The sequence below is a fragment of the Citrobacter sp. Cpo069 genome, from assembly GCF_030332785.1.
Taxonomy (GTDB): domain Bacteria; phylum Pseudomonadota; class Gammaproteobacteria; order Enterobacterales; family Enterobacteriaceae; genus Citrobacter; species Citrobacter portucalensis.
The window spans coordinates 216,958-239,691 of record NZ_JAOWHD010000060.1; the positions used below are offsets into that span (position 1 = coordinate 216,958).

At 52.7% G+C, this 22,734-nt stretch carries 22 protein-coding genes; 10 read left to right on the forward strand and 12 right to left on the reverse strand.

Features of this window, described 5'->3' with window-relative positions:
* Positions 1-115 precede the first annotated feature (115 nt).
* Entirely contained in the window at positions 116-1,558 is a 1,443-nt protein-coding gene (gene pyk, locus OGY08_RS19825) for a pyruvate kinase (RefSeq protein WP_003034890.1), read from the forward strand.
* A 46-nt stretch (positions 1,559-1,604) separates the two neighbouring features.
* Here the strand turns inward: pyk and lpxM are convergent, their stop codons facing one another.
* The 3 genes from lpxM to znuA form a co-directional block, all read right to left on the reverse strand.
* Positions 1,605-2,576, reverse strand: a complete 972-nt coding sequence (gene lpxM, locus OGY08_RS19830; protein ID WP_020996628.1) for a lauroyl-Kdo(2)-lipid IV(A) myristoyltransferase — start codon at positions 2,574-2,576, stop codon at positions 1,605-1,607.
* A gap of 119 nt (positions 2,577-2,695) precedes the next feature.
* Positions 2,696-4,015 carry a murein DD-endopeptidase MepM gene (gene mepM / locus OGY08_RS19835; protein ID WP_125362612.1) on the reverse strand — a complete coding sequence of 440 codons (1,320 nt, stop codon included), beginning with the start codon at positions 4,013-4,015 and terminating at the stop codon, positions 2,696-2,698.
* A 15-nt stretch (positions 4,016-4,030) separates the two neighbouring features.
* A complete protein-coding gene (znuA, locus tag OGY08_RS19840) occupies positions 4,031-4,975 on the reverse strand; it encodes a zinc ABC transporter substrate-binding protein ZnuA (RefSeq protein ID WP_003844151.1) in 945 nt (314 codons plus the stop codon).
* Positions 4,976-5,053: 78 nt separating this feature from the next.
* Between znuA and znuC the strand changes: the two genes are divergently transcribed.
* Both znuC and znuB read left to right on the forward strand, forming a co-directional pair.
* Positions 5,054-5,809: a zinc ABC transporter ATP-binding protein ZnuC gene (gene znuC / locus OGY08_RS19845; RefSeq protein ID WP_003833829.1), complete on the forward strand. Its 756-nt coding sequence runs from the start codon at positions 5,054-5,056 to the stop codon at positions 5,807-5,809.
* Positions 5,806-6,591, forward strand: coding sequence for a zinc ABC transporter permease subunit ZnuB (gene znuB, locus OGY08_RS19850; protein WP_003034874.1), 786 nt, complete (start codon positions 5,806-5,808; stop codon positions 6,589-6,591). The genes znuC and znuB overlap by 4 nt, the downstream gene beginning before the upstream one ends.
* A 78-nt stretch (positions 6,592-6,669) precedes the next feature.
* Here the strand turns inward: znuB and ruvB are convergent, their stop codons facing one another.
* From ruvB to aspS, 6 genes are all read right to left on the reverse strand, one after another.
* Positions 6,670-7,680 carry a Holliday junction branch migration DNA helicase RuvB gene (gene ruvB / locus OGY08_RS19855; RefSeq protein ID WP_003034872.1) on the reverse strand — a complete coding sequence of 337 codons (1,011 nt, stop codon included), beginning with the start codon at positions 7,678-7,680 and terminating at the stop codon, positions 6,670-6,672.
* An 8-nt stretch (positions 7,681-7,688) separates the two neighbouring features.
* Positions 7,689-8,300 (reverse strand): Holliday junction branch migration protein RuvA, encoded by a 612-nt coding sequence (gene ruvA / locus OGY08_RS19860; RefSeq protein WP_003034869.1) that lies wholly within the window; start codon positions 8,298-8,300, stop codon positions 7,689-7,691.
* 80 nt (positions 8,301-8,380) lie between these two features.
* Positions 8,381-8,902: a crossover junction endodeoxyribonuclease RuvC gene (gene ruvC, locus OGY08_RS19865; protein WP_003034867.1), complete on the reverse strand. Its 522-nt coding sequence runs from the start codon at positions 8,900-8,902 to the stop codon at positions 8,381-8,383.
* A 34-nt stretch (positions 8,903-8,936) separates the two neighbouring features.
* Positions 8,937-9,680 (reverse strand): YebC/PmpR family DNA-binding transcriptional regulator, encoded by a 744-nt coding sequence (locus OGY08_RS19870; RefSeq protein WP_003833836.1) that lies wholly within the window; start codon positions 9,678-9,680, stop codon positions 8,937-8,939.
* A 28-nt stretch (positions 9,681-9,708) separates the two neighbouring features.
* Positions 9,709-10,152: a dihydroneopterin triphosphate diphosphatase gene (nudB, locus tag OGY08_RS19875; RefSeq protein ID WP_125362613.1), complete on the reverse strand. Its 444-nt coding sequence runs from the start codon at positions 10,150-10,152 to the stop codon at positions 9,709-9,711.
* A gap of 1 nt (position 10,153) precedes the next feature.
* Complete coding sequence (aspS, locus tag OGY08_RS19880; RefSeq protein WP_003833841.1) at positions 10,154-11,926, reverse strand: aspartate--tRNA ligase; 1,773 nt, start codon at positions 11,924-11,926, stop codon at positions 10,154-10,156.
* Between the two features lie 287 nt (positions 11,927-12,213).
* Here aspS and OGY08_RS19885 point away from each other — a divergent pair, with 287 nt between their 5' ends.
* The 5 genes from OGY08_RS19885 to cmoB are packed head-to-tail and all read left to right on the forward strand — an operon-like array spanning position 12,214 to position 15,792.
* A complete protein-coding gene (locus OGY08_RS19885; protein ID WP_125362614.1) occupies positions 12,214-12,780 on the forward strand; it encodes a hydrolase in 567 nt (188 codons plus the stop codon).
* Positions 12,777-13,595, forward strand: a complete 819-nt coding sequence (locus tag OGY08_RS19890; RefSeq protein WP_286566408.1) for a DUF72 domain-containing protein — start codon at positions 12,777-12,779, stop codon at positions 13,593-13,595. The genes OGY08_RS19885 and OGY08_RS19890 overlap by 4 nt, the downstream gene beginning before the upstream one ends.
* A gap of 52 nt (positions 13,596-13,647) precedes the next feature.
* On the forward strand, positions 13,648-14,043 hold the full coding sequence (locus tag OGY08_RS19895) for an MAPEG family protein (RefSeq protein WP_003833847.1): 396 nt from the start codon (positions 13,648-13,650) through the stop codon (positions 14,041-14,043).
* Positions 14,044-14,083: 40 nt separating this feature from the next.
* Positions 14,084-14,827, forward strand: a complete 744-nt coding sequence (gene cmoA / locus OGY08_RS19900; protein ID WP_003034686.1) for a carboxy-S-adenosyl-L-methionine synthase CmoA — start codon at positions 14,084-14,086, stop codon at positions 14,825-14,827.
* Complete coding sequence (gene cmoB / locus OGY08_RS19905; protein WP_003833851.1) at positions 14,824-15,792, forward strand: tRNA 5-methoxyuridine(34)/uridine 5-oxyacetic acid(34) synthase CmoB; 969 nt, start codon at positions 14,824-14,826, stop codon at positions 15,790-15,792. The genes cmoA and cmoB overlap by 4 nt, the downstream gene beginning before the upstream one ends.
* Positions 15,793-16,026: 234 nt before the next feature.
* Here cmoB and cutC read toward each other — a convergent pair whose 3' ends face one another.
* Positions 16,027-16,773 (reverse strand): copper homeostasis protein CutC, encoded by a 747-nt coding sequence (cutC, locus tag OGY08_RS19910; protein ID WP_048235198.1) that lies wholly within the window; start codon positions 16,771-16,773, stop codon positions 16,027-16,029.
* Positions 16,774-16,775: 2 nt separating this feature from the next.
* Entirely contained in the window at positions 16,776-17,342 is a 567-nt protein-coding gene (locus tag OGY08_RS19915; RefSeq protein ID WP_003833855.1) for a VOC family protein, read from the reverse strand.
* 238 nt (positions 17,343-17,580) lie between these two features.
* Between OGY08_RS19915 and argS the strand changes: the two genes are divergently transcribed.
* Both argS and mrdA2 read left to right on the forward strand, forming a co-directional pair.
* Positions 17,581-19,314, forward strand: coding sequence for an arginine--tRNA ligase (gene argS / locus OGY08_RS19920; RefSeq protein WP_003833857.1), 1,734 nt, complete (start codon positions 17,581-17,583; stop codon positions 19,312-19,314).
* Between the two features lie 230 nt (positions 19,315-19,544).
* Positions 19,545-21,482, forward strand: a complete 1,938-nt coding sequence (mrdA2, locus tag OGY08_RS19925) for a peptidoglycan DD-transpeptidase MrdA2 (protein ID WP_125362615.1) — start codon at positions 19,545-19,547, stop codon at positions 21,480-21,482.
* Here the strand turns inward: mrdA2 and bglB are convergent.
* Positions 21,454-22,593 (reverse strand): beta-galactosidase BglB, encoded by a 1,140-nt coding sequence (gene bglB, locus OGY08_RS19930; RefSeq protein ID WP_032943794.1) that lies wholly within the window; start codon positions 22,591-22,593, stop codon positions 21,454-21,456. The two genes, mrdA2 and bglB, sit on opposite strands and share 29 nt — an antisense overlap.
* Positions 22,594-22,734 lie beyond the last annotated feature (141 nt).

Here is a 22,734-nt window from a genome sequence, read left to right on the forward strand (position 1 = left end):
AATAACAATGTTCTACCCTTTTATCATCCGGGTCGTTCATTTTACCGTTAATGTTTGAGAACGGCCGGATTAATGTTCACGCAACACCTAGTTGTTTCAGTCAACGGAGTATTACATGTCCAGAAGGCTTCGCAGAACCAAAATCGTTACCACGTTAGGCCCGGCAACTGACCGCGATAACAACCTTGAGAAGATTATCGCCGCGGGTGCGAACGTCGTACGTATGAACTTTTCCCACGGCTCTCCAGAAGATCACAAACTGCGGGCGGATAAGGTCCGTGAAATTGCCGCAAAACTGGGACGTCATGTAGCTATTTTGGGTGACCTGCAGGGACCTAAAATCCGCGTATCTACCTTTAAAGAAGGTAAAGTTTTTCTTAATGTTGGCGACAAGTTCCTGTTAGACGCCAACCTCGGTAAAGGCGAAGGCGACAAAGAAAAAGTCGGCATTGATTATAAGGGACTGCCTGCAGACGTCGTGCCTGGCGACATCCTGCTGCTCGACGACGGTCGCGTACAGCTTAAAGTGCTGGAAGTTCAGGGCATGAAAGTCTTCACCGAAGTCACTGTCGGTGGCCCGCTGTCCAATAACAAGGGCATCAACAAACTGGGCGGCGGTCTCTCTGCTGAAGCCCTGACCGAAAAAGACAAAGCCGACATCATTACCGCTGCGCAAATCAGCGTTGACTATTTGGCTGTCTCCTTCCCGCGCTGCGGCGAAGATCTAAACTATGCCCGCCGTCTGGCGCGCGACGCCGGTTGCGATGCAAAAATTGTCGCCAAGGTAGAACGTGCAGAAGCCGTCTGCGACCAGAATGCGATGGATGACATCATCCTGGCTTCTGACGTAGTGATGGTAGCCCGTGGCGACCTGGGTGTTGAAATCGGTGACCCTGAGCTGGTAGGTATTCAGAAAGCGTTGATTCGCCGTGCGCGTCAGCTGAACCGTGCGGTCATCACCGCCACACAGATGATGGAGTCGATGATCACCAACCCAATGCCGACTCGTGCGGAAGTGATGGACGTGGCTAACGCCGTCCTCGACGGCACCGATGCCGTAATGCTCTCTGCCGAAACAGCAGCAGGTCAGTACCCTGCGGAAACCGTCGCGGCAATGGCGCGCGTTTGCCTGGGTGCAGAGAAGATCCCAAGCATCAACGTCTCTAAACACCGCCTTGACGTGCAGTTTGATAACGTTGAAGAAGCGATTGCGATGTCAGCGATGTACGCTGCTAACCACCTGAAAGGGGTCACCGCTATCATCGCTATGACGGAGTCTGGTCGTACTGCGCTGATGACTTCTCGTATCAGTTCCGGTCTGCCAATTTTCGCGATGTCTCGTCATGAACGTACGTTGAATCTGACCTCTCTGTATCGCGGTGTCACCCCGGTTCACTTTGACAGCGAAACAGATGGCGTCGTTGCCGCCAATGAAGCAGTGAACCTGCTGCGCGATAAAGGCTATCTGGTTTCCGGCGATCTGGTGATCGTGACACAGGGCGATGTGATGAGCACCATTGGCTCAACTAACACCACGCGTATCCTGACCGTCGAGTAACACCAGAGTTTGATGTAAAAAAGCCTCTCGTTTGAGAGGCTTTTTTTTATTTCTTCGGATAGAGATCTTTGCGCTTATAGGGCTCAATCTCGCCGGGTTTACGCGTCTTAAGCAGTTTCAGTATCCAGGTGTATTGTTCGACATGAGGCGTGACAAAAATCTCCACCTCTTCGTTCATTCGTCTGGCAATGGTGTGGTCATCCGCTGTCAGGATGTCATCCATCGGAGGACGGACCTTAATCGTCAGGCGGTGAGTTTTACCGTCATACACCGGAAACAGCGGCACTACACGCGCGTGGCAAACCTTCATCAAGCGACCAATTGCCGGTAACGTTGCTTTATAGGTAGCAAAAAAATCGACAAACTCGCTGTGCTCAGGCCCATGGTCCTGATCCGGCAGGTAGTATCCCCAATATCCCTGACGTACAGACTGAATAAACGGTTTGATGCCATCATTACGCGCATGTAATCGACCTCCGAAACGACGGCGTACCGTGTTCCAGACGTAATCAAATACCGGGTTTCCCTGATTGTGGAACATTGCTGCCATTTTCTGTCCCTGGGAAGCCATCAGCATCGCCGGGATATCTACGCCCCAGCCATGAGGAACGAGAAAAATCACTTTTTCATCGTTGCGGCGCATCTCTTCGATGATTTCAAGGCCCTGCCAGTCAACCCGATTCTGAATTTTCTCCGGCCCTCGCAGGGCGAGTTCCGCCATCATGACCATCGCCTGAGGGGCGGTCGCGAACATCTCATCAACAATGGCTTCGCGCTCAGCTTCGCTGCGTTCAGGAAAACAAAGGGATAAATTGATCAGCGCTCTTCGACGTGAGCTTTTTCCCAAGCGTCCAACCATCCGTCCGAGCTTTGCCAGAATAGGATCGCGAAATGACGCCGGCGTTAACGCAATCCCAGCTATCGCCGCTACACCCAGCCAGGCGCCCCAGTAGCGCGGATAGCGAAATGATTTATCAAACTCAGGGATATACTCAATATTCTTTTTTTTCGTTTCCATGCTCTTCCAGGGTCTGGTGCGGCGAAAAGTAAATCTGCTGATAGTGTAGCGGCGCACCGTGCGCCGTACAAAATAAAAAAGCCGGCACGCATCGCGTACCGGCTTTATCAGTGTGCTAATTAATCAAAACGTAGCTGAGGCATAACTTCTTTCACCTGCGCCAGATAATCGGTGCGATCCGAACCGGTCAGACCTTCTGTACGCGGCAGTTTCGCCGTCAGAGGGTTCACGGCCTGCTGGTTGATCCACACTTCGTAGTGCAGATGCGGACCTGTTGAACGCCCGGTGTTACCTGACAGCGCGATACGATCGCCACGTTTCACTTTTTGACCTGGTTTCACCAACAGCTTACGCAGGTGCATATAACGGGTGGTGTAGGTACGACCATGACGAACCGCAACATAGTATCCGGCAGCGCCGCTACGCTTCGCTACGACCACTTCACCATCGCCTACCGACAGTACCGGCGTCCCCTGCGGCATCGCAAAGTCGACACCTTTGTGCGGCGCTACGCGTCCAGTCACCGGATTCAGGCGACGCGGGTTAAAGTTCGAGGAGATGCGGAACTGTTTCGCCGTCGGGAAACGCATGAAGCCTTTCGCCAGCCCGGTACCGTTACGGTCATAGAACTTACCGTCTTCAGCACGGATGGCGTAATAGTCTTTGCCTTCAGAACGTAAACGCACGCCCAGCAACTGGCTTTGCTCGCGCTTACCGTCCAGCATTTCGCGAGACATCAGCACTGAGAACTCATCGCCTTTTTTCAGTTTGCGGAAATCCATCTGCCACTGCATGGCCTTAATCACCGCGCTGATTTCAGAGCTGGTCAGTCCGGCCTCTTTGGCGCTGGCGACGAAGCTTCCGCCCATCGTGCCTTTGATACGGCTGTTAACCCAATCGCCCTGCTGCATTTCACTGCTCATTTTGAAACCTGTCGCAGTGCGATCGTAAGTGCGGGTTTCACGGCGGGACACTTCCCAGGTCAGACGCTGCAGGTCACCTTCCGCGCTTAAGGTCCAGGATAACTGCTGACCAATTTTCAGATTGCGCAGTTCTTTATCGGAAGCAGCGAGCTGACTGATGTCGCCCATATCGATGCCGTACTGATTCAGAATACTGCTCAGCGTATCGCCTGTGGAGACGACATACTCATGCACGCCGGCTTCACCAGACGTTTTGTCATCCAGTTCATCCTGCGGAATGGCTTCGTCTTCCTGCGCGGCCTGATCGATAGGTTCACTGGCCTCAGGCAACAGTGAACGAATCTCGCTTTTTTCCAGCTCGATAGTTTTAACGATGGGTGCAGAATCGGGATGGTAAACATAAGGCCGCCAGACGGCGACGGCCAATGTCAGTACGGTAAGCGACCCCAGCATAACGCGATGGGGTCGCGGCAGATTATTAAATGCCAGAGCGACAGAGCGGGCTATCTGTTGCACGTATTCACTTCCTCATTAATCTCCTTTCAGGCAGCTCGCATACTGGTTGGCTAATTGGTTCAAAAACGCTGAATAGCTTGTTTTACCCAGTTTGATATTCGTTCCGAGCGGATCCAACGTTCCCATTCGAACGGATGTCCCTCTCGCGACGGCTTCAACGACCGCTGGCCTGAACTGTGGCTCAGCAAAAACGCAGGTTGCTTTTTGCTCAACCAACTGTGTTCTTATTTCATGTAAACGCTGCGCACCAGGTTGAATCTCAGGGTTCACGGTAAAGTGACCAAGCGGTGTTAGTCCGTAGTGTTTTTCGTAGTAGCCATAGGCGTCATGAAAAACGAAATAACCTTTTCCCTTGAGCGGTGCGAGCTCGTTACCTACCTGCTTATCGGTTGCGGCTAATTGTGCCTCAAAATCCTTCAGGTTGGCGTCAAGTTTGGCTCGACTTTGCGGCATAAGTTCCACTAATTTTTCATGGATTGCAACCGCTGAGGCCCGCGCTATCTCTGGGGAAAGCCAAAGATGCATGTTGTAATCGCCGTGATGGTGATGCTCGTCACTTTTTTCACTGCCAGCATCATTGTGTCCATGATCGTCGTCGTCGTCATCCGCACCTTTCATGAGTAACGGTTTCACGTCATTGAGCTGCGCAATCGTTACCTGTTTCGCGTTAGGAATATTCTTGACTGACTTTTCCATAAACGCTTCCATCTCAGGTCCAATCCAAACAACTAAGTCCGCGCCCTGTAAGCGTTTTACGTCTGATGGACGCAGTGAATAGTCATGTTCGGAAGCCCCGTCAGGCAGGAGAACCTCAGTGTCTGTTACCCCGTCTGCAATGGCTGAAGCAATAAACCCCAGCGGCTTGAGCGAGGCCACCACAGCGGCATTTGCTGCCTGTGTTGCACTACCCCAAAGAGCAGCGGATAATGCTGCGAAAAGAAGCGTATTTTTATGTAACATAATGCGACCAATCATCGTAATGAATGTAAGAAATGTGATATTATAACATTCTATAACTTCTGCAAGACTAAAATTGATATGACGACTTTGGTTTCACTGGAAAATGTCTCGGTCTCTTATGGTCAACGCCGCGTCCTGTCTGACGTATCGCTTGAACTTCGACCCGGTAAAATTTTAACGCTTCTCGGCCCAAATGGTGCCGGGAAGTCTACGCTGGTGCGCGTTGTATTAGGGCTGGTAGCGGCTGATGAGGGAGTAATCAAGCGTAATGGTCAATTGCGGATTGGCTATGTACCGCAAAAACTGTACCTCGATACTACGCTGCCACTGACGGTAAGTCGGTTTATGCGCTTACGTCCCGGCACCAAAAAAGAGGATATCCTTCCGGCACTGAAGCGCGTTCAGGCCGGGCATCTAATGGATGCGCCGATGCAAAAGCTCTCTGGCGGGGAAACGCAACGCGTCCTGTTGGCCCGTGCTTTATTGAATAAACCTCAGCTACTAGTACTCGATGAACCAACTCAGGGCGTGGATGTCAATGGACAGGTCGCACTGTACGACCTTATCGACCAGTTGCGACGTGAACTGGATTGCGCCGTACTGATGGTTTCCCATGACCTGCATCTGGTGATGGCCAAAACCGATGAGGTACTGTGCCTGAACCATCATATTTGCTGTTCCGGTGCGCCGGAAGTGGTTTCTATGCACCCGGAATTCATCTCAATGTTCGGGCAACGCGGCGCCGAACAACTCGGAATTTACCGTCATAATCACAATCACCGCCACGATTTACAGGGTCGTATCGTCTTACGCCGGGGAAATGGTCACTCATGATTGAATTGTTATTACCCGGCTGGTTAGCTGGGATCATGCTGGCCTGTGCCGCTGGCCCACTCGGCTCGTTTGTAGTCTGGCGTCGAATGTCTTATTTCGGTGATACGCTGGCCCACGCTTCGCTGCTGGGTGTCGCCTTTGGCCTGCTGCTGGATGTAAACCCTTTCTATGCGGTTATCGCCGTCACCCTGTTGCTGGCTGGCGGTCTGGTATGGCTGGAGAAGCGCCCTCACCTTGCGATCGATACCTTGCTGGGTATTATGGCGCACAGCGCATTGTCATTGGGGCTGGTTGTTGTCAGCCTGATGTCCAACATCCGTGTGGATCTGATGGCTTACCTGTTTGGTGATTTGCTCGCCGTGACGCCAGAAGATCTTATCTCCATCGCCATCGGCGTGGTTATTGTTCTGGCGATTCTGTTCTGGCAGTGGCGTAACCTGCTGTCGATGACCATCAGTCCGGATCTGGCATTTGTCGATGGCGTGAAGCTGCAACGCGTGAAGCTGCTGCTGATGCTGGTTACGGCGTTAACGATTGGCGTGGCGATGAAGTTTGTCGGGGCGCTGATTATCACCTCACTGCTTATCATCCCTGCGGCGACCGCCCGTCGCTTTGCCCGTACGCCGGAGCAGATGGCAGGGGTTGCCGTTGGAGTGGGAATGATAGCGGTTACAGGCGGGCTGACCTTCTCGGCCTTCTATGACACCCCGGCAGGTCCTTCCGTGGTGCTGTGCGCCGCGCTGCTGTTTATTTTCAGCATGATGAAAAAGCAAGCGAGCTAAGCATGCGTTGCCCGGTGGCGCTGCGCTTACCGGGCCTACAAAATCGCCCAGGCCTGATGAGCGTCGCGACATCAGGCATTAAGGCATCTGTGGCGGTGTAATGCCAAAATGGTTCCAGGCGCGCACGGTTGCCATACGTCCACGCGGCGTACGTTGTAGAAAACCTTGCTGAATCAGATACGGCTCCAGCACGTCCTCAATGGTTTCACGCTCTTCCCCAATCGCCGCTGCCAGGTTATCCAGTCCTACCGGTCCGCCAAAGAATTTATCGATAACCGCCAGCAGCAGCTTACGGTCCATATAATCGAATCCTTCCGCATCCACATTGAGCATATCCAGCGCCTGGGCGGCAATATCAGCCGAAATCGTGCCGTCATGCTTCACTTCAGCGAAATCGCGTACCCGGCGTAATAAACGGTTGGCTATACGCGGCGTACCGCGGGCGCGGCGTGCCACTTCCAGCGCGCCTTCATCGCTCATTTCCAGGCCCATAAAGCGTGCGCTACGCCCAACAATGTGCTGCAGGTCTGCCACCTGATAGAACTCCAGGCGCTGCACAATACCAAAACGGTCACGCAGCGGAGACGTTAACGACCCGGCGCGCGTCGTTGCCCCGATTAGCGTGAACGGCGGCAGATCGATCTTAATCGAACGGGCAGCCGGTCCTTCACCAATCATGATATCCAGCTGATAATCTTCCATTGCCGGATACAACACCTCTTCCACCACCGGTGACAGACGATGTATTTCATCGATAAACAGCACATCGTGGGGTTCAAGGTTGGTAAGCATTGCCGCCAGGTCACCCGCTTTTTCCAGAACCGGACCGGACGTGGTGCGCAGATTAACGCCCATTTCATTGGCGACAATATTGGCAAGCGTAGTTTTACCAAGACCAGGAGGACCGAAAATCAGCAGGTGATCGAGAGCGTCACCGCGCAGCTTCGCCGCCTGGATAAAAATCTCCATTTGCGAACGGACCTGAGGCTGGCCAATGTACTCTTCCAGCAATTTTGGGCGAATCGCACGATCCACCAGATCTTCAGGGGTAGTGCTGACAGCCGAAATCAGGCGATCTGCTTCAATCATCCGTTACCTCACAATGCCGCGCGAAGCGCTTCACGAATCAGGGTTTCACTGCTGGCATCAGGGCGGGCAATTTTGCTCACCATGCGGCTGGCTTCCTGTGGTTTATAGCCCAACGCCACCAGCGCAGCAACCGCTTCCTGCTCGGCGTCGTCCGTTGTCGGGCTAGCCGGAGAAGTCAGGACCAGATCCGCCGCTGGTGTAAAGAGATCACCATGCAAACCTTTAAAGCGGTCTTTCATTTCTACAATCAGGCGTTCTGCGGTTTTCTTACCAATACCCGGTAATTTCACCAGCGCGCCCAGCTCTTCGCGCTCCACGGCATTAACGAACTGCTGAGCAGACATACCGGAGAGGATCGCCAGCGCCAGCTTCGGCCCCACGCCATTGGTTTTGATTAACTCTTTAAACAGCGTGCGCTCTTGCTTGTTGTTAAAGCCATACAATAGCTGAGCATCTTCTCGCACCACAAAATGGGTGAAAATAATCGCTTCTTGCCCGGCTTCCGGCAACTCGTAGAAACAGGTCATCGGCATATGCACTTCATAGCCTACCCCGCCCGTTTCCAGAAGGACCAACGGGGGTTGTTTTTCAATAATGATGCCTCTGAGTCTGCCTATCACGTGACGCTCCTGCGTTAAGGGCTAAAAGGTAATGCGCTATCATAAAAAAAGGCTGGATAGATATCCAGCCTCATTTGTCACTAACGTAACCGACCTCGCGCCAAATTCAGCCTCGACTCGCTCATTTGCATGGCGTTCTGACTGACATGGCAGTGGGTAATGGCAATCGCCAGTGCATCCGCGGCATCTGCTTGCGGATTCGCCGGGAGTTTTAGCAGCGTGCGTACCATATGCTGGACCTGGCTTTTTTCCGCGCTACCGATCCCCACCACGGTCTGTTTTACCTGGCGGGCCGCGTATTCAAAGACCGGTAGATCCTGATTGGTCGCCGCAACGATTGCCACGCCGCGAGCCTGTCCCAGCTTTAGCGCCGAGTCGGCGTTCTTCGCCATAAAAACCTGCTCAATGGCAAAATAGTCCGGCTGAAACTGGGTGATGATTTCCGTCACGCCCGCGTAAATCAACTTCAGACGTGACGGGAGATCGTCGACTTTGGTGCGAATGCAGCCGCTGCCGAGGTAGGTCAGCTGCCTGCCGACCTGACGAATAACGCCATAACCGGTGATGCGAGACCCCGGGTCAATGCCGAGAATAATAGACATCACGCATCTCCTGTTATTTTATGGCTAAACCACATCATTCTAAGGTGGCAGCAACCTCATCGGAGATTTCACCGTTGTGGTAAACTTCCTGCACGTCGTCGCAGTCTTCCAGCATATCGATCAGACGCATCAGCTTCGGCGCCGTTTCTGCATCCATATCCGCTTTGGTGGATGGGATCATAGACACTTCAGCTGCGTCCGCTTTCAGACCAGCCGCTTCCAGCGCGTCACGCACTTTGCCCATCTCTTCCCACGCGGTGTAAACGTCAATTGCGCCGTCGTCGAAGGTCACAACGTCTTCAGCACCTGCTTCCAACGCTGCTTCCATGATGGCGTCTTCGTCGCCCTGTTCAAAGGAGATCACGCCTTTTTTGCTGAACAGGTAAGCCACGGAACCGTCGGTACCGAGGTTACCACCCGTTTTCGTGAACGCGTGACGCACTTCCGCAACGGTACGGTTACGGTTGTCAGACAGACATTCAATCATAACGGCTGTACCGCCAGGACCGTAACCTTCATAGATGATGGTTTCCATGTTGGAATCTTCATCACCACCCACACCGCGCGCGATTGCACGGTTCAGGGTGTCACGGGTCATGTTGTTAGCCAGCGCTTTATCAACCGCTGCACGCAGACGCGGGTTAGCATCCGGATCGCCGCCGCCCAGTTTAGCCGCCGTCACCAGCTCACGAATTATTTTGGTGAAAATTTTACCGCGTTTAGCATCCTGCGCTGCTTTACGGTGTCTGGTGTTGGCCCATTTACTATGACCTGCCATAAATAATATCTCCAAAAAGCGCGCCTTTTCAGGCGACGTTAATTACAAACTCTTCAATCGCCTGCCGGTTACTCCACGACTTGGTTAATTGGGCGGCTTCAACCGCATTAACCCAACGATAGGTCAGATGTTCGGAGAACACGATCTCTCGTTCTGAGGGAAGTGCCAGGCAAAACCAGGATTCAGTATTACGTACAGTTCCCGGTGCATAGCGATGACGTAAATGGCTAAAAATCTCAAACTCCACCGTGCGCTGACAGTCAATTAAGGTCAGTTGCTCAGATGCAACATCAATGGCGACCTCTTCCTTTACTTCGCGCATAGCGGCTTGCGACGCGGTTTCACCTTCTTCAAGGCTGCCGGTGACCGACTGCCAGAAATCAGGATCGTCGCGTCGCTGTAACATCAGCACTCTCCCGGTGTCCTTTGCATAAATCACGACTAACACCGAGACAGGCTGTTTATATGTCATATCAGTTATTCTCGGCCTTCTTAACAACCTGAATGCTCAGTTCCGCCAGCGCAGCTGCGTTGGCAAAGCTTGGCGCTTCAGTCATCAGACACGCTGCAGCCGTGGTTTTCGGGAAAGCAATAACGTCACGAATGTTGTCAGTACCGGTCAACAGCATAGTCAGGCGGTCCAGACCAAACGCCAGGCCAGCATGCGGCGGTGTACCATATTTTAGCGCATCCAGCAGGAAGCCGAATTTCTCACGCTGTTCTTGCTCATTAATGCCCAGAATACCGAATACGGTTTGCTGCATGTCGCCGTTGTGAATACGCACGGAACCGCCGCCTACTTCGTAGCCGTTGATGACCATATCGTACGCGTTGGCAACCGCGTCTTCCGGCGCTGCTTTCAGCTCAGCAGCCGTCATATCTTTCGGCGCGGTGAACGGGTGGTGCATTGCGGTCAGGCCGCCTTCACCATCGTCTTCAAACATTGGGAAGTCGATAACCCACAGCGGCGCCCATTTGGCTTCGTCGGTGATGTTCAGGTCTTTACCCAGTTTCAGACGCAGCGCGCCCATCGCGTCGGCAACCACTTTCTTGTTGTCGGCACCGAAGAAAATCATGTCGCCGTCTTGCGCACCGGTACGTGCCAGAATCGCTTCCACAATTTCTGCGTTCAGGAACTTAGCAACTGGGCTGGTAATACCTTCCAGACCTTTCGCACGTTCGGTGACTTTGATGTAAGCCAGGCCTTTCGCGCCGTAAATCTTGATAAAGTTACCGTAATCATCGATCTGCTTACGGCTCAGTGCAGCACCGCCCGGTACACGCAGAGCAGCTACGCGGCCTTTCGCATCGTTTGCCGGACCAGAGAACACTGCGAACTCAACGTCTTTCACCAGATCGGCAACGTCAACCAGCTCCATCGGGTTACGCAGGTCTGGTTTATCGGAACCGTAACGACGCTCAGCTTCGGCAAAGGTCATGATCGGGAAATCACCCAGATCGACACCTTTCACTTCCAGCCACAGGTTACGCACCAGCGCTTCCATCACTTCACGCACCTGCGGTGCGGTCATGAAGGAAGTCTCAACGTCGATCTGGGTAAATTCAGGCTGACGGTCAGCACGTAAGTCTTCATCACGGAAGCATTTAACGATCTGATAGTAGCGGTCAAAGCCAGACATCATCAGCAGCTGTTTAAACAACTGAGGTGATTGCGGCAGCGCGTAGAATTTACCTTTATGTACGCGAGAAGGTACCAGGTAATCGCGCGCGCCTTCCGGCGTCGCTTTGGTCAGCATCGGTGTTTCGATGTCGAGGAAGCCGTGGTCGTCCATAAAACGACGCACCAGACTGGTGATTTTGGCACGCGTTTTCAGGCGCTGCGCCATTTCAGGGCGACGCAGATCTAAATAGCGATACTTCAGTCGCGCTTCTTCGGTGTTGACGTGGTTAGAGTCCAACGGCAGCGAGTCTGAACGGTTGATGATGGTCAGATCGGAGGCCAGTACTTCAATTTCGCCCGTCGCCATATCGGCGTTGACGTTTTTCGCGTCACGCGCACGCACGGTGCCCGTAACCTGGATGCAGAACTCATTACGCAGTTCGGAGGCCAGCTTTAACGCGTCCGCACGGTCCGGATCGAAAAATACCTGCACGATACCTTCGCGGTCGCGCATATCGATAAAGATCAGGCTACCAAGATCACGACGACGGTTGACCCAACCACACAGAGTCACCTGCTGCCCCTCGTGGGACAGACGTAGCTGTCCGCAATATTCTGTACGCATGAGATATCCCTTAACTTTGCCGCAGGCGGATTGTCACCTGTCTCGCAGATGACGAAGTCGCAGCTTTAGCTGAATGTCACAACTGAATGAAAAAAGGCGGCTATTATACTGGAAATTCTGCCGCACGATAAGAGCCTACTGGGATAGACTCTCAGTCCGGTACTGACTGTACGCCTGTTTCCTGGACGGGCATTGCGTAATCTCACAAAAAATAACAAAAATTGTCGCCCCTTTCACACTGATTCGCGATTAAGGTGTAACGGAATTCTTTTATTACTGGAGTGACCATGCTGGAATTGAACGCTAAAACAACCGCCCTTGTCGTGATTGATTTACAGGAAGGGATCCTGCCTTTCGCTGGCGGCCCTCATACGGCACATGATGTGGTTACCCGCGCCGCGCAGTTGGCGGAAAAATTCCGTGCCCACGGTTCCCCGGTGGTAATGGTGCGCGTCGGCTGGTCTGACGATTACGCCGAAGCGCTGAAACAACCCGTAGATGCTCAGACTCCGGCAAAAGCGTTGCCCGAAAACTGGTGGCATTACCCGGCGGCTCTGGGGAAATGCGCCAGCGATATCGAAGTGACTAAACGCCAGTGGGGAGCCTTCTATGGCACCGATCTGGAATTGCACCTGCGTCGCCGGGGTATTGATACCATCGTCCTGTGCGGGATCTCGACGAACATTGGCGTTGAGTCGACGGCGCGAAATGCGTGGGAGCTGGGTTTCAGTCTTATCATTGCAGAGGATGCCTGTAGCGCCGCCAGTGCTGAGCAACACCAGGGCAGCATGACCCACATTTTCCCGCGCATTGCGCGCGTTCGCAGCGTGGAGGAGATTCTGCAAGCGCTATGATTTATATCGGTTTACCCCAGTGGTCGCATCCAAAATGGGTGCGTCTGGGGATCACCAGCCTTGAAGAGTATGCCCGCCACTTTAACTGCGTGGAGGGCAATACCACGCTGTATGCGCTGCCTAAATCCGATATTGTTGCCCGCTGGAAGGCACAGACCACCGATGCGTTTCGATTTTGTTTTAAATTTCCGGCGACCATTTCGCATCAGGCTGCGCTGCGTAATTGTGATGACCTGGTACAGGAATTTTTTACGCGCATGTCGCCGCTGGAATCGCGCATTGGACAATACTGGCTGCAATTACCTGCGACTTTTAGCCCACGCGATCTGCCTGCCCTGTGGCAGTTTCTCGATACGCTCCCGAAATCCTTTACCTACGGTGTGGAAGTTCGCCATCCAGACTTTTTTGCCAAAGGCGAAGCCGAGCAGCTATTTAATCGCGGTTTACACGAGCGTGGAGTAAACCGGGTGATTCTGGACAGCCGCCCGGTGCATGCCGCAATCCCGCATACTGAAGCAATACGTGACGCCCAGCGCAAGAAACCGAAGGTTCCGGTGCATGCGGTAGTGACGGCAAACCATCCGATGGTACGCTTTATCGGTAGCGATAATATGGCACAAAACAGCGATCTTTTTGCCGTCTGGCTGACCAAGCTGTCGCTATGGCAACGCACCACGACGCCGTATCTGTTTTTGCATACGCCGGACATCGCGCAGGCCCCGGAGCTTGTTGATACGCTATGGGCAGATTTACGCAGCGCCCTGCCAGAGATCGGATCAGCACCCTCTATTCCACAGCAATCTTCTCTTTTCTGAAAATGCCACCTATCATAGTCAGTGCCAGCAGCCATTTTAAAAGGGAGTTTGTATGGTAAGCGCGCTTTATGCCGTATTGGGTGCGTTATTGTTAATAAAGTTCTCCTTTGACGTCGTTCGCCTGCGCATGCAATATCGCGTTGCCTATGGCGATGGAGGTTTTAGTGAACTGCAAAGCGCTATCCGTATTCACGGTAATGCGGTGGAATATATTCCCGTCGCGTTAGTGCTGCTGTTATTTATGGAAATGAACGGCGCAGAGACGTGGATGGTGCATATTTGCGGGCTGATGTTGATTGCCGGACGGCTGATGCATTATTACGGATTCCACCACCGGCTCTTCCGCTGGCGCCGTTCAGGCATGAGCGCAACCTGGTGTTCGCTGTTGCTAATGGTGCTGGCGAATCTTTGGTATATGCCCTGGGAGTTGGTTTTCTCCCTGCATTAGCGCACAATACGCCACTTTATTTTTCCCGGATTTTTACGTTATGTCTCACCGCGACACGCTTTTTTCTGCGCCTATCGCCAGTCTGGGTGACTGGACCTTTGATGAACGGGTAGCTGAAGTCTTCCCGGATATGATCCAGCGTTCCGTTCCTGGCTATTCCAATATCATATCTATGATTGGCATGTTGGCCGAACGTTTCGTACAACCCAACACGCAGGTCTACGATCTGGGCTGTTCTCTGGGCGCGGCGACGCTCTCGGTGCGTCGCAATATTCATCACGAGAATTGCAAAATTATTGCCGTCGATAACTCCCCGGCGATGGTTGAGCGCTGCCGTCGTCATATTGATGCCTATAAGGCACCGACCCCGGTTGAGGTTGTCGAAGGCGATATTCGCAACATTACTATCGAAAACGCCTCGATGGTGGTGCTGAATTTTACCCTGCAATTCCTTGAGCCACCTGAGCGCCAGGCATTGTTGGATAAGATTTATCAAGGGTTGAATCCCGGCGGCGCGCTGGTGCTGTCTGAAAAATTCAGTTTCGAAGACGCTAACGTTGGCGAGCTGCTGTTCAACATGCACCACGACTTCAAACGGGCCAATGGCTACAGCGAACTGGAAATTAGTCAGAAACGCAGCATGCTGGAAAACGTGATGCTGACCGACTCGGTAGAAACGCACAAAGCGCGACTGCATCAGGCCGGCTTTGAGCACAGCGAATTGTGGTTCCAGTGCTTCAACTTTGGCTCTCTGGTGGCGTTGAAAGCTGAGGTTAGCGCATGATCGATTTTGGTAACTTTTATCAGTTGATTGCCAAAAATCATCTGTCCCATTGGCTGGAAACGCTTCCGGCGCAAATCGCTGCCTGGCAGCGCGATCAGCATGGTTTATTTAAACAATGGTCAAACGCCGTCGAGTTTCTGCCCGAGCTGACGCCGCATCGTCTGGACTTACTGCACAGCGTTACCGCAGAAAGTAAAGAACCGCTCAGCGAAGGCCAGCTTAAACGTATCGACACCCTGATGCGTAACCTGATGCCATGGCGTAAAGGACCGTACTCGCTGTACGGCGTCAACATCGATACCGAATGGCGTTCCGACTGGAAGTGGGATCGCGTTCTGCCGCACTTGTCTGATCTCACCGGCCGTACCATTCTTGATGTTGGCTGTGGCAGTGGTTATCACATGTGGCGCATGATTGGCGCTGGAGCGCATCTGGCGGTTGGGATCGATCCTACGCAACTGTTTCTGTGCCAGTTTGAGGCGGTACGTAAACTGCTGGGCAATGACCAGCGTGCTCACCTGCTGCCGCTGGGTATTGAGCAACTTCCAGCGCTAAACGCCTTTGACACCGTGTTCTCCATGGGCGTGCTTTATCACCGCCGATCGCCGCTGGAACATCTGTGGCAGTTGAAGGATCAGTTGGTTAAAGATGGCGAGCTGGTGCTGGAAACGCTGGTCGTCGAAGGTGATGAAAATACCGTTCTGGTGCCGGGCGATCGCTACGCGCAAATGCGTAACGTCTACTTTATTCCATCTGCGTTGGCTTTAAAAAACTGGCTGGAAAAATGCGGTTTTGTTGATGTGCGCATCGCCGATGTCTGCGTCACCACCACCGAAGAGCAACGCCGCACCGAGTGGATGGTAACCGAGTCGCTAGCCGACTTCCTCGACCCGAACGACCACAGCAAAACGGTGGAAGGCTACCCCGCCCCATTACGCGCAGTATTGATTGCGCGTAAGCCGTAATAGATTGCCGAATGACCGTTACGTATAGCACCGTTTCTCCAAAATAGTTCAAGTTGCAGCAAGGCGGCAACGTAGCAAATCCCCGGGAGCGTAGATAACTACGTGACCGGGGTGCGCGAGGCGGCCAACGCTGCTGCGGCTTGAAATATGAAGGAGAAAAAAAGGCCCCTGTTGAAATTGCAGGGGCCTGGTACGAGCAAGCATCATATTGGGCGACATGATGCAACGGTAAAATCAGTTGGCCTGATGGTGTGCAATGATTGCTTTCATTTCAGCAACCGCCGTCCCGTCTACCGCATAGCGCGAATACTCATCCGCCTGCGCATCCGAAGACATCGACAACCCCGAATTGCGATAACGCATTGGTGAAGCCAGCCATACTCCGGCAGAACTGTGGACTTCCTGCACTCCAGCATCAAGGAACAGGGACAAATTCGAGGCGCGAACCCCCGCTCCGGCCATAATGATTGGAGCACCGGGCTGCGCAATAAGTTCCATTATTTTTGTTAAACCTTGCGCCGCATCTGATTTTTGCCCTGAAGTGAGTACTCTGGCAATGCCCAAATCAGCTAATTTTTTAAGCGCATTGAGTGGGTTAGCACACATATCAAAGGCCCGATGAAAAGTGACTTGCAGCGAACCGGCGGCAATCATTATTTTCTCCATGCGCGGCATATCGACATTGCCATCCACATCTAAAATGCCGGTCACCAGCCCTGAGAATCCCAGTTCCCTGACCATCGCAATATCATCCAGCATTGCAGCAAATTCACCTTCGGTGTAGCAAAAGTCGCCTCCACGTGGGCGAATAATGGGATTGACGGGAATCGAAATGTGCTGGCGAACGGAACGCAAGACGCCCAGTGACGGCGTTAAGCCCCCTTCTTTGGGTGCCGAGCATAGTTCAATACGATCCGCGCCGTTTTGCTGCGCCGTGCGCGCGCACTCCATGCTGTAACAGCAGATTTCCAGTATAGCCATGCTCACTCCTGACGTTCGCTTGCCACAATGGTTTCAATCGACCACGGATGGAATTTTATCGTCACGCTACCATCGCTAACCGCCAGCGTCGGATTCGGTAAACGCTCACGCTCACCTTTTGGCGAGCTGGTTTTCACAAAAATGCCCGGTTGACTCAGACCGTGATCGGAAAGCAGCGCCAGCGCTCGCGCATTCAGCGTTTCCGCCTCACCCGGCAGAACAATTTCAATATGTTCCCAGCCTTCATGTGGGTAGCGTTTTTCGCCCGGCCACGGCAGTTCGACGATGGAAAATTGCCAATGTTGCACACAAACCGGCTCATGCAGTTTAAAAAGACAAATAGGTCTGCCGTTAATGATGTTTTCTGACAACAATTCACCGCACTGTTCAAACCCACGACGCCAGCGCTCTGCGGTGGTATTTTGATGGCAACGCAAGGAAATGTGATCGGCTTCCAGGCCTGTGATATCCAGCCCAAGACGGGTAGAAAGTTCCGTTAATGCCTGCGTGAAATGCGGTAAATCAGCAGAAATATCCTGTAGTTCTGCAACGGTTTGCCAGTTCGCCATATTAAAAGCTCATATCCATGTTCAAAGTCGCTAATTTACTCTGTTGCGCTGCGCCATCCAACCGCTGTTTTCTTCGAACACATCATGAATAAATTTACGCCATTGCATTGTTTATATTTCAGGCTACTGGCGGTACACACAATGCTGACGGCAACGGGCATTTGCAGTATACTCCCGCCCTTAATTCTTAAACTGGTGCGGTGAATTTTAGGCCGCTTCATAAATGTAAGGTATTCCGGTGAATATTCAGGCTCTTCTCTCAGAAAAAGTCAGTCAGGCCATGATTGCTGCAGGCGCGCCTGCAGATTGCGAACCGCAGGTTCGTCAGTCAGCAAAAGTACAGTTCGGCGACTATCAGGCTAATGGCATGATGGCTGTCGCTAAAAAACTGGGTATGGCGCCGCGACAACTGGCTGAGCAGGTGCTGACTCATCTGGATCTCAACGGGATCGCCAGCAAAGTTGAAATTGCCGGCCCGGGCTTTATCAATATTTTTCTCGATCCGGCATTTCTGGCGCAGCACGTTCAGCAGGCGCTGGCTTCCGATCGTCTGGGCGTCACTCAACCGGCTAAACAAACCGTCGTGGTTGACTACTCCGCGCCTAACGTAGCGAAAGAGATGCACGTTGGTCACCTGCGTTCCACCATCATCGGTGACGCGGCGGTGCGTACGCTGGAGTTCCTCGGTCACAACGTTATTCGCGCTAACCACGTCGGCGACTGGGGTACTCAGTTCGGTATGCTCATCGCATGGCTGGAAAAACAGCAGCAGGAAAATGCCGGAGAGATGGCGCTGGCTGACCTGGAAGGTTTCTACCGTGATGCGAAAAAACATTACGACGAAGATGAAGCCTTCGCTGAACGCGCCCGTAGTTATGTCGTGAAACTGCAAGGCGGTGACGAATACTTCCGCGAGATGTGGCGCAAACTGGTCGACATTACCATGTCGCAGAACCAGTTAACCTACGATCGCCTCAACGTTACCCTGACCCGTGACGACGTCATGGGCGAAAGCCTGTACAACCCGATGCTACCTGGCATCGTCGCCGATCTGAAGGCGAAAGGCCTGGCTGTTGAAAGCGAAGGCGCTACCGTCGTATTCCTTGATGAGTATAAGAACAAGGAAGGCGAACCGATGGGCGTTATCATTCAGAAGAAAGATGGCGGCTATCTCTACACCACAACCGACATCGCCTGCGCCAAGTATCGTTACGAAACCCTGCATGCCGATCGCGTTCTTTATTACATCGACTCTCGCCAGCATCAGCACTTAATGCAGGCCTGGACCATCGTACGTAAAGCCGGTTATGTGCCGGATTCAGTGCCGCTGGAACACCACATGTTCGGTATGATGCTGGGCAAAGACGGTAAACCCTTCAAAACCCGCGCGGGCGGCACGGTTAAACTGGCCGATCTGCTGGATGAAGCGCTGGAGCGCGCACGTCGTCTGGTCGCGGAGAAGAACCCGGACATGCCTGCCGACGAACTGGAAAAACTGGCAAATGCGGTCGGTATCGGCGCAGTGAAATATGCGGATCTGTCCAAAAACCGTACCACCGACTACATCTTCGACTGGGACAACATGCTGGCGTTCGAAGGTAACACCGCGCCATATATGCAGTACGCTTATACCCGCGTACTGTCCGTGTTCCGTAAAGCAGATATCGACGAAAGCGCGCTGGCAAATGCGCAGGTCGTTATCAGCGAAGATCGCGAGGCTCAACTGGCGGCGCGTTTGTTGCAGTTCGAAGAAACGTTGACCGTCGTTGCGCGTGAAGGTACGCCACACGTGATGTGTGCTTACTTGTACGACGTTGCTGGTCTGTTCTCCGGCTTCTACGAGCACTGCCCTATTCTCAGCGCTGAAAACGAAGAGATCCGTAACAGCCGACTGAAGCTGGCACAGCTGACGGCGAAAACCCTGAAGCTGGGTCTGGATACTCTGGGTATCGAAACCGTAGAACGTATGTAATCACCTCAAATAATGTGAAAGCCCGCGCTATGTCGCGGGCTTTTTTATTTCCCCGAATGACCGCCCTCGTAGGCAGCACACTCAGGCCGACGAGAAACGGCTACGTTCACTGTAATTTGTAACAACCCACAAGGAATGACACATTTCCCTAGAGATATGGAACATCTTTTGCCTGTCATCCCGTCTAAGCCTCCGTATCATTAGGCGGCGAATTAATCGGGTACGGGTCAATGACATTCAGAGATTTTGAGGCGGAAGAAAAGCTCTTCCAGCGGCGTGTATTGGTGGCCTTTGGCCTGGTAGTCATCTGTTTTGGCATCCTGATTTACAATCTGTATAACTTACAAATCTGTCAGCACCAGTATTACACCACCCGGTCGAATGCAAACGACATCAAAATGCTGCCCGTCGCCCCAACGCGTGGCATGATTTACGATCGCAACGGCATCCCGCTGGTGCGCAACGTTACCTGGTACGATATTTCCGTTACGCCGTATAAAATCAGCGATATGAATGCGTTACTCCAGCAGCTCACGCCGATCGTTGACCTCACACCTGATGACATAGACCAGTTTCGCCATGAGCTGAAAGCCAGCAGCCGCTATCGTCCTGTGGTGCTAAAAAATGCGCTAACCGATGTCGAAATCGCCCGTTTTTCGGTAAACCAGTTTCATTTTAGCGGCGTCAACATCAATAGTTACGAAGACCGCCAGTATCCCTATGGCGCGGCGCTGGCGCATGTCCTGGGTTATGTTTCAAAAATCAATGACAACGACCTGAAAGCACTGGATCAAAAGGGTCTGGCGGAGAACTACGCCGCCGATCACAACATCGGTAAGCAAGGTATTGAGCGCTATTACGAAAACGAACTGCATGGAAAAACCGGTTATCAGGAGGTGGAAGTAGATAACCACGGACGCATCGTACGCCTGATCAAAGATGTGCCGCCCGTTGCCGGAAAAGATATCCATCTGACGCTGGATTTACATTTACAGCAATACATTGAGAGCTTGTTGGCTGGCCAGCGTGCCGCCGTTTTGGTTGAAGATCCACACGACGGTTCCGTACTGGCGATGGTCTCAAACCCCAGCTATGACCCTAATCCGTTTGTCAAAGGCATCAGCTATCAGGACTATAACAAGTTACTCCAGGATAAAGACCTGCCATTAATCAACCGCGTCACGCAGGGATTGTACCCTCCCGCTTCAACGGTCAAACCGTATATGGCTATGTCGGCATTACTGAACGGGGTAATCACGCCGCAGACCAGTTTCTTCGGCGCCCCTACCTGGACGCTACCCGGCACCGAGCGACATTACCGTGACTGGAAAAAAACGGGCCACGGTATGCTGGATGTCACCAAAGCGATAGAAGAGTCTGCCGATACGTTCTTCTATCAGGTGGCGTATATGATGGGGATCGACCGGATTAACAGCATGCTCAGCCAGTTTGGTTACGGTAAACCGACCGGCATCGATCTTGATGAGGAGTATAATGGCCTGCTCCCGAGCCGCGAATGGAAGCAAAAAGTGCACAAAAAAGCCTGGTATCAGGGGGACACTATTTCAGTTGGCATCGGTCAGGGCTACTGGATTGCCACACCTATCCAGATGGTAAAAGCCATGGTCGCACTGATTAACAACGGCAAGGTTATCGTCCCTCACCTGCTGCTCGATGAAGAGAGCGGCAAAACCATCACGCCGTATCAAGCTCCAGAAGTACCGTCACAAATCGCCTCAGCCTCATCGCCCTACTGGGGACTGGTGCGTCAGGCGATGTTCGGCATGGCGAATGAACCAAATGGTACAGGTTATAAGTTCTTTCACACCGCGCCTTACGGCATTGCGGCAAAAAGCGGCACCTCGCAGGTCTTTAGCCTGAAAGAAAATCAGACCTACAATGCGAAGATGATCCCTGTCCGCTTGCGCGACCACGTGTTCTATACCGCATTTGCACCCTATAAGAACCCGAAGGTCGCGGTGGCGTTAATTCTGGAAAACGGCGGCAGCGATGGTGTCACCGCCGCGCCGGTTATGCGTCAGATCATGGATCATCTGTTTGCCCCGCAGGACAATACGGTACAAACAGTGACGACTGAACAATCAGGACCGATAGCGGTATCGCCATCGAATACCGATATCAAAAATACTTTCGCAAGTATTCGGTAAGGCACAGCATCGCCATCGCCTGTCCGTAAGGCATGGAGGTCCGAGGGATGTTGCGGTAGAAATCAAGATTGTGTCCCATCCCGGTACCAAACGAGGTGTGCAGCAGTTCACCTTCCGGTGAAATATGCTGCACAATGCCGCGAATGGCTTTTTCGGCTACCGGCGCATACTCTTGCCCAACATAGCGTTTACGTACTGCTTTGAGGATCCCATAGGCAAATCCGGCAGTTGCCGATGCTTCCAGATACGACTGCGGGTCGTCCAGCAAGGTATGCCACAACCCACTTTCATCCTGGCATTTCGCCAGCGCCGCGATTTGCGCGTTCAGGACCTGTACCAGATAGCGGTGAACAGCATTGCTTTCCGGGAAATCAAGTAATTCGAGGAAGTCCGGGATCACGATAGTTAACCAACTGTTGCCACGCGCCCAGCGGGCATTAGCAAAGTTATGATTTCCTTCATAGCTCCAGCCGTGGAACCACAGCCCCGTTTCTTTATCCATCAGGTTTTGCACGTGCAGCAGGAACTGATACGTTGCCTCTTCGATGTAGTCCGGGCGATTGAGTAGCTTGCCAATCTTCGCCAGCGGTAAAACCGTCATCATCAGCGTGTCATCCCACATCTGTTGATGGTTTTCTTCCGCCAGCGTGATGTGTTGCATACCACCAAATTCGGTACGCGGCATCTCATGCATTGCCCACTCAGCCCAGCTGTCGAGCCACGGCAGATACGCTGGATTACGCGTCTCTTCATAGCGATACGCCAACGTTAAAAATGGCGCCATGGTGTTCACGTTTTTAGTGGTTGCACCTTCAGCAAAGCGATCGGCAAACCAGCTATCGATGATATCGCGCATCGTTTCATCGCCGGTTTGCAGATAGTACTGATACATCCCGTACAGGCCGACGCCGTGTGTCCACTCCCATCCCGCCCAGCCTTTAGTATCAATTACGCGTCCATCGTCCAGACGCAGTAAGAACTCACCGGTTTCGTCATGAATATTGACCAGGTTATGCGTCACCTTTTTGATCAGCGTTTTTAATTCATCCCTGGCAATAAAATGTTCTGGCTGGCGCAATAACGGGCTATGTTTAACCGGGTAAACAATCATTTACTAAACCTCTGTCAATGTCGGATTCAATGCTGTGACCTGCCCCTGTTACGGCGCAGCAGCTTTATTTGGGAGGCCCCGCAATCCTCGCTTTGACAATGGGCATCCTTATAGGGTCACAGTAAAAGCTAACAGAAAGTG